The organism is Bacteroidota bacterium, from assembly GCA_018698135.1.
GTDB lineage: Bacteria > Bacteroidota > Bacteroidia > CAILMK01 > JAAYUY01 > JABINZ01.
The window spans coordinates 1-7,304 of record JABINZ010000150.1; the positions used below are offsets into that span (position 1 = coordinate 1).

Genomic DNA, 7,304 nt, shown 5'->3' on the forward strand with positions numbered 1-7,304 from the left:
AAAACCACTAAAAACGATGATTACTATCTGACGATTACCGAGAGTAAACGTGATTTTAAACATCCTAATTATTACATTAAACATAAAATATTTTTATACAAAGAAGATTTTAATAAATTTTTGACTGCCCTTCAGGAGACCATCGATCATGTAAAAACAGAGCTTCTTCCTGATTACGAATTTGATTTGTATGATAAAATGGAAGACTTTAATGGAGAGGTTGACTTCGGATCAGAAGATTTTGAACTGGAAGAAGATAAAAGCAAAGAAGAGCCAAAGCAATAAGTATTGGTTCTGTTTTATTTGATTATAGTAATATTACCTGTATAGGTCATTTTTGGAGTATTTCCCTGATATTTTATGACCACTACATATACATCGATAGGTGCAGGTTTTCCTTTAAACATCCCATCCCATCCATCATATCTATCAAATGTTTGAAACACCATTTCGCCCCATCTATTAAATATAGACATTTCAAAAACTGCAATATTTGCACTGATAACAGTAAATGAATCATTCACACCATCAGAATTAGGGCTAAATGCATTAGGAACATGTAAAACAGGTTCAAATTCAAAACAGGCTTCATTTGACCATGACATGATAGTTTCCTTCCCTCTTCTCACAGCAGCAATCCGAAAACACTGGTGAATTCCATTAAGTCCGGCTTCTAATATGATACTTGTATCTGAAGTAGACTCAACCAATTTATACATACTTTCAGAATTAACTCTTCGGTATATATTATATCGTTCTACATCTTCAGGCCAGTTCACATAGGAAGTCCAGTTCAATTTGAGATCGAAATCGCTTATTTTTTCACCCAATAACAAAATGGAATTATGAGGATAACTGTAAAAAGTTTCTCCGCAAAGATTTTCAACAGCCACTTTATACTGATAGGAAAGATCGTGAGTTTTTACAATTTGATCAACAAAATCTCGCTGAACTGAAGAAAATGAATCAACAAAAGTCCAATTATTTTGTTTTACTGAATTCTTAAACAAGGCTACCTTCTTGGTAAAATGAAAATCATTTTTCATATCCCAAAAAACCTGAATATCTAAATCGTTTAGTGGACGTGTAGTAACCAATTCCATGATAGGTGCTAAAGAATCAGCCTGAATATTTTTTGTAATCACTGATCCTATACAGCCCCATTCGGTTGTTTCCTGCACACTTAAAGTGCCCACATTCACAGTTGTCCAATCTACTGCAATCTGCGGATTTCCATTCGTGCTAGGAAAATAACCACCTATTATCCCCCAATTGAAAGTTGATCCAGCAAAGCCAGTTACCTGATAAAGTATATTTTTATTATTCGGATAACAGATAAAACCATTACCACTGATTTCACTTGTTGTTGGGTTGGGATGAACAGAAACTATAGTATCCATAAAATCGCCATAGCAACTATCAACGGTGAGCTCTACGACCTTTAGCGTATAATCTCCCTGTGTCTGCCAATAAACAACAATGCTATCATTTCCCTGTCCATCAAATGCTATTGAACTATCACTTATTGTCCAGTAATAAATCGAACCCGTAAATCCATTTACATGGTAGGCAACTGTATCCAACTCGCAAACATCTTTTCGTCCTGAAATTGGCGTTGTTATCGGATATGGATTAATGACAACAGGCTGATATACGGTATCTCCATAGCAATACTTATCATTTATGGAATCATAGCTGGTTTCCAATACCTTCAGCATTCCCAGTCCATCTGTTCCCCAATCTGAATGAATAAGAGCTCGTCCATTTCCATTAACTATCCAGCCACCATCTATCCACCAATCATAGGTTGAGCCATTTACATTCATCACTTGATAGGCTTCGTTTTTCGACCATGCACAAACAAATGTGTCTCCCGAAATATCTGAGGTTTGTAATCGATAACTAATCAATACAGGGAAATAATCAGTATCGGAAATACAACCTTCCAATGTTGTTTCTACTACTTTAATCATGGCCATTCCTGAATCGGGCCAACTGACTTCAATAGCAGGACCATTACCGTTATTATCAACTCGTGTTCCACCAGAAACAAACCAGTTGTAATTTGAACCAGATCTATATTTCACCCAATAATCGACATGTACTGTATTGGGGCAAACAACAGCAGGACCGAAAATATGAGCATCGGGACGAACAATAACGACATCTACTGTTTGGGTGTCGCTATAGCAGCCATATTGGTTGACCTCATAAACATCCAACTTCCCCTGAAAAGTATCTGTCCAGTGAATTTCTATTTCGTTCGTATTTAATCCACTAACCTGACTTCCTCCTTCAACAGACCAATAGTATGCTGAAGAACTTGTGTTTGTAACCTTATAAGGAAATGTTCCCAAAAAACATGGACTAAGTGGGCCGGAAATTGAGGATAGCTGCGCTTGGGGATAAACGGTAATTATGATTGAGTCGAAAGCTTCACAATTGTTAGCCGTTATCACACTAAGATAATATGTTAAAACAATTGGAGTGCCTGTTTGATTTTGCATGCTAAACAATGGTGTAAAAGAGCTGCTATCACTTAAATTATTAGCTGTATGCCAGGAATAAATATGATTTTGATTTGCATTTGTATCACCCAACAAAATAGTATCTCCACTACAAAGAAAAACATTGTTTCCAGCTTCTGCTATAGGAAGTTGATGAATATTTACAAATTTTGAAACAAGCTCAGGCCCACAACCATATTGACTTGTTTCGTATATTTTTAGTGTACCAACACCTGCACTACCCCATTTTACCTTTACGGTATTTGTGCCTATACCACTCAATATACTTCCTCCACTAATTGTCCAATTTATTAATGAATTCGCTGATAATCCGTGTACTTTGTATTCAAGACTATCATCGTATTCGCACACATTAGTTGGTCCGGAAATACTATCAGGTCCTTCAAATGGAATGACAAAAATCTGGAATATCGTTATAGCCGTTTTATATGGACAACCATTATCCTCAACTTCAACAGTAAAAAAATAGGGTGTGTTTTTTCCATGATCGCAGGAAGTATTCCAGCTAAAAGTAGATGATACTGTATCTTTACCTTGTGCCGGCGAAAGAGTTGCATATGGAGCAGGAACTGAAACTCCGCCAAATATACCTCCTTTGGCTTTAAAATACATACTATCAGAATCTGTATACGGAATATCAAATGAAATAGCATTTCCTTCATCTACAGCATACGAAGTAATACCACCCGAAATTGCCAATTGTGGCAGCTGGTTTGGAGGGCAGTTTAATACAATTAACTCAATATCTCTTCGAACAATAGATACGAGAGAACCATTTCGAAATGAACTAACCTCGACAGCGATGGCATATAAACCTGCTTGAGGACACATTACTTTTACCAAACCTGTGTTTGGGTTTATTGTACATACACCACCCACACCAAATGGGTTAAATACATTATGTGATGCAGCATAGGTTACACCAGGAATTGGAAGACCTAAGGTCCATGCTGGAGTTGGAATTGGATCATTATCTGAGCCACCTGCATAAGGAAGCACTAGCGAATAAGACAAGGAATCACCATCAGCATCTGTTGCTGCATAGGAAATATTCACTGTATCCTGTGCGCAAATATAAGGAGTTGGAACACCTGAAAATGTAGGTGAGTTATCGAAATAGGAATTGGGAGGAATAAACACATAATAGGTTTGTCCAATATCCTGCAATATGTTGTTTAAATTATTTCGGCAACACCTAATGTGCGTTAAATGAAATCCGGTTGTACTTGCTGGTAAAAGTATAGTTTTAACATAAACTCCTTTTCTAATACAAACACTGGGTTTCCAGGAGCAATTACTACCACCTGAAGGTGGATCAATAACAGATTCAGTTCCCAAATTTATCCCAACAACATCATATTGACTTTTTGTTGCATTGTTATAATAAATTCCTACTTCAATATAGGTATCGAAAGGTGTTGACGGAACTGTTTGCTGACAATCGCGATACATTTCAATCGTGATTTCATATTGGTATCTAGAACCAACTTTGCCTTTGTATTCATAGCTAAAATCTCCACCCATCAAATGCGTTGCATTAGCTGATGAAACAGTTAGCATCAAAAGAATGATAAAACTAATATATGGCTTAAATATGCTCAAATGATTCTAAAATATGATATTTACATAACCCAATCAACTTACTTCAAATTTATGCAAATAGATGCTAATGTGATAATTATCTATCTCAGATTATTATGTAATGTTAATTCTTAAGATAAAGACGATAAAATCCACCAAAAGGTTGACTGAATATTCAATCTATTCCCGAAAATTTCATGCCACATATAGCATGAACAGATTAATGTTCATTTTCGAGCTAGTTCTCCCGACTTATTAGCATTTTAGCAAATTGAACCATTTGTATTTTTTCTTCTTGAAGAATATCAATCCGGTTTAATGCATCGATTGCTTTATCGTAATAAACCTTACTTTCAGCCAAGGCTATCTCTTTAATATTCAATTTATTATAAATTGATATAAACGTTTTTACTTTTTCTGACTTATCAAATTCTTTCAAATTTAACCAATGATCAATTTTTAATCTCGTATCCTTATCTGCTATTTCCATGGCTTTAACTAATAGGAACGTTTTTTTATTAATTAAAATATCTCCACCAATGCTTTTCCCAAATTTTTCAAAATCACCAAACGAATCCAGCAAATCATCTTCAATTTGGAAAGAAATGCCCAAATTCCAACCGAACTCTTCAATCAGGTCTTTATTGACATCAGATGTTTCAGCAATTACAGCTCCCAATCGTAAGCAACCAGCCAATAATACAGCTGTTTTAAGTTCAATCATCTTCATGTATTCATCCATTCGGATGCTATCCCTTTTTTCAAAATTCAAATCCAGTTGCTGACCATCACAAACTTGCAAACCTGTTTTATTATACAAAGCCATAACATCACGTAATAAATGATCATCAACTCTCATCATTAATTGATTTGCCAGAATAATCATTGCATCTCCTGATAACAAAGCTCTGTTATCATTCCAATTAACATGAACAGTCGGCTTTCCACGCCTAACATCAGCATCATCCATTATATCATCATGAACAAGGGTGAAATTATGGAACATCTCCATACCAATAGCAGCATAAAGAGCTTTATCAATTTTTCCACCAAACATCTCGCAGCTCATCAAACAAATAACTGGCCTGATTCTTTTGCCTCCCAAAGCCAGAATATACTCTATCGGTTCATAAAGTTCTCTGGGTTCTTTTTGATATTTTAACTTTTCAATTTTATTTGAAACGAGCTCTAGAAGTTCGTTGAAGCTTTGCATAATCAATTGTTTAACTACTTATTAATGAAGGGGTAAAAATAATAAATTAATTTTGCTCGAAAAATTTAATAGAGTGAAAAGATATAGTAAATATTTTCTTAATTTTGCTGCCCGCTTTGGAGAGATGGGTGAGTGGCTGAAACCAGTAGTTTGCTAAACTGCCGTACTTTTAACGAGGTACCGGGGGTTCGAATCCCCCTCTCTCCGCAAAGCTGAAAAATGCCCCGAAAGGGGCATTTTTGTTTTCAGAACAAATGCAAACTTGTTTGTAATTTGAAATGGAAACAAAAATGGATGAGCGAAGCGATCATTTTTCAGCTTTGACGAACCACCTAAAAGGGATCAAAAAAGTTAATCCTAATTATTGCGATTACGTATTCACTTAATAGTTAGGATTAGTTAAAAAATGTAAAGAGCATTGCGATCATTTCAGGAAACTATCACACTTAGTATTATAGCTTAATTCTACAAAAGAGCAGTTACTAAACATTATTAAGCCTGTAAAAAAGACCTTTTTATGCACATAAGTCCACTCAATTAAAGAAATATTTTTAAATAATTTTGTATTTACATACATATATTGTCTTATATTTGTCGTGAAGAGAAGAGTAGTTTTTTGGTGAGTTTAGGCCTGACGCCCGTCAGCCTAAACTCATTTTTTTTGATCCCAATACCTCCCTAATCCTGAATTTTATATTTTTTGCCTTTTATAATTAATATATCAATTGAGCTAACTGAAATTCAAATAACACTGATCGTTAACGAGAAAAGAAATAGCATAACAAAACTGCTTCCTAAGTATAATTAAGCTCATTAATCGTCAATAATATAACAAGACAAGTCTGGCAATTATTATTTAAGAAATTAATTCCAGAACATTATTGATTTGTAATTGGTAATTTATATATATTTGCACCCCTAAGCAAAAGCCATCAAATTAAAGTGGATGAGGAAACTAAGGAATCAATGTTATTTAAAAGATTGACAAAATATTTCCAGAATAATTTGGAATATACACTTCGGGGTGTAGCGCAGCCCGGTTAGCGCATCTGCTTTGGGAGCAGAGGGTCGGAGGTTCGAATCCTCTCACCCCGACAAATGAATTATTGATTGCGGATTTTTGATTGCGAAAGAATTACCAAAATCATTAATCCGAATTTAACAATCCTCAATCCGCAATGTATTAGGTCCCGTAGCTCAGCTGGATAGAGCAACAGCCTTCTAAGCTGTGGGTCGAAGGTTCGAATCCTTCCGGGATCACTAGGTAACAACGCAAAAAAGCGAAAAACCCTGCAAGCCAACGATTTGCAGGGTTTTTTTGTTTTAACAAAGAGCAAATAAATGCAGATAAATGCAACTTTCCGTTGGACTTATTATTGGACTGAGCTTAAATTAAGTTTAGTCCAACAGATTCGGAGATAAACACTTTAAAGTGTCACTCGTTTGCTTTCAAACATATGACACCAATCTCGTTTTGCTGTCTTTTGTTTGTTTTAAATTACATTTAATAGAATGCTTCTTATTTGATCTTTCTAATAAGAATTAAAATGGACAATATTGTACGACATTTAAAAACTATCTCCTGCTAATCAATCTGTTTAAAGCTGAATTTTGTTGTACAAACAATTATTCTCTAGAATAATTCTAATCTTTCCATAAATATAATATTGCTATAAATATTAGATGTACTAATTTTGTTAAGTGAAAAACCGTTGGTTCTTGTGTTGGACATATACATTTTGTTTTTTTTATTTGTTGGCTTTCAGCACACAAAAATTGCAATAAAATCATTCAAGAATCGCAATTATTTGCCCAGGTGGCGGAATTGGTAGACGCGCTAGGTTGAGGGCCTAGTGCCTGTTTTGGGCGTAGGGGTTCGACTCCCCTCTTGGGCACAATTTAACTTCTAATCCATTCGAAATCAATCGGATGGATTTTTTTATGTCTACTCTTTAGCTTTTCCATTGATACCTATTGTTATT

3 protein-coding genes and 4 tRNA genes are annotated in these 7,304 nt (G+C 35.0%); 5 read left to right on the forward strand and 2 right to left on the reverse strand.

What is annotated here, in order from left to right:
* Nucleotides 1-285: DUF3276 family protein (locus tag HOG71_09760; protein MBT5991124.1), on the forward strand; the 285-nt coding region annotated here is incomplete at its 5' end.
* 14 nt (nucleotides 286-299) lie between these two features.
* Here the strand turns inward: HOG71_09760 and HOG71_09765 are convergent.
* Together HOG71_09765 and HOG71_09770 are read right to left on the reverse strand one after the other, a co-directional pair.
* Nucleotides 300-4,088 (reverse strand): gliding motility-associated C-terminal domain-containing protein, encoded by a 3,789-nt coding sequence (locus HOG71_09765; protein MBT5991125.1) that lies wholly within the window; start codon nucleotides 4,086-4,088, stop codon nucleotides 300-302.
* A gap of 259 nt (nucleotides 4,089-4,347) precedes the next feature.
* Entirely contained in the window at nucleotides 4,348-5,322 is a 975-nt protein-coding gene (locus HOG71_09770; protein ID MBT5991126.1) for a polyprenyl synthetase family protein, read from the reverse strand.
* A 118-nt stretch (nucleotides 5,323-5,440) separates the two neighbouring features.
* On the opposite strand from HOG71_09770, the gene HOG71_09775 reads away from it, so the two are divergent.
* From HOG71_09775 to HOG71_09790, 4 genes are all read left to right on the forward strand, one after another.
* Nucleotides 5,441-5,529, forward strand: a tRNA-Ser gene (locus tag HOG71_09775).
* Nucleotides 5,530-6,342: 813 nt separating this feature from the next.
* Nucleotides 6,343-6,417, forward strand: a tRNA-Pro gene (locus tag HOG71_09780).
* A gap of 91 nt (nucleotides 6,418-6,508) precedes the next feature.
* Nucleotides 6,509-6,582: transfer RNA gene (locus HOG71_09785), tRNA-Arg, on the forward strand.
* A gap of 550 nt (nucleotides 6,583-7,132) precedes the next feature.
* Nucleotides 7,133-7,217, forward strand: a tRNA-Leu gene (locus tag HOG71_09790).
* Nucleotides 7,218-7,304: the final 87 nt, after the last annotated feature.